The organism is Agromyces bauzanensis (assembly GCF_014645655.1).
Lineage (GTDB): Bacteria > Actinomycetota > Actinomycetes > Actinomycetales > Microbacteriaceae > Agromyces > Agromyces bauzanensis.
Genome location: NZ_BMMD01000080.1, coordinates 1 through 694, shown reverse-complemented (window position 1 = coordinate 694; position 694 = coordinate 1). Strand labels below are relative to the sequence as shown.

Genomic DNA, 694 nt, shown 5'->3' with positions numbered 1-694 from the left:
GCGGTCGTCAGCAAAGTGACGGCATCGGTTGTAAACGAAGTGATGAGAGAGGTTGTAAACGAACACGGAGGATTCGACATACCGGATCGTTACACAGGTGCTACCGGAAGCGTCGTCTTAACACCCTCAACCGTGAGCTTCACAGACACACGCCAGGAGCCGTGCGCCCTTTGTAGTCTGAGTGTTTCGAACATGGTGCCGCCACCGAACTGCACGTTTCTCACCGTCCTTGGCAGCGGTGAGACACGTGCTGGGTCCCATCCCAGTGTGGGCCCATGGAGGCTGGCAAGGATCCATCCACGCGAACTCCATCGCTCGGCCGCATCGGCGGAGAGTTCGCCACTGAGGTCGAACTTGTTGATGGGGTCGGCGGGGTAGTCGTAGGCGTTGGTGACCCCGCCTTCGACCGGGTCGACTTCGAGGAACCGGCCGAGTGCGGGGACGTAGCCGCGCGCGCCCATTTGGATGGTCGCCACCGTGTTGGCGTGTTCGTAGATCTTCTGGTGTTGCCCGACCCAGGCGTTGTCGGCGTCGCCGGGGAGGTTGTCGGGGACTTTGTCGTCCGCGGTGAGGGTGCCGAGTTGGAGCGTTGGCCTGCTGCGGTGTTTTCGGACAGTGGATTGGTGGTTTTCTCTACGCTGCCATCGCTGGCTGAATGTAACCGTAGTGCACATCGTTCGGTCTCTTGTAGCCG

1 protein-coding gene is annotated in these 694 nt (G+C 60.7%); it reads right to left on the bottom strand.

What is annotated here, in order from left to right:
* Positions 1–89 precede the first annotated feature (89 nt).
* Positions 90–694, bottom strand: a 605-nt coding sequence (locus IEX31_RS18500; RefSeq protein WP_229662503.1) for an RHS repeat-associated core domain-containing protein, incomplete at its 5' end; no start/stop codon positions are given.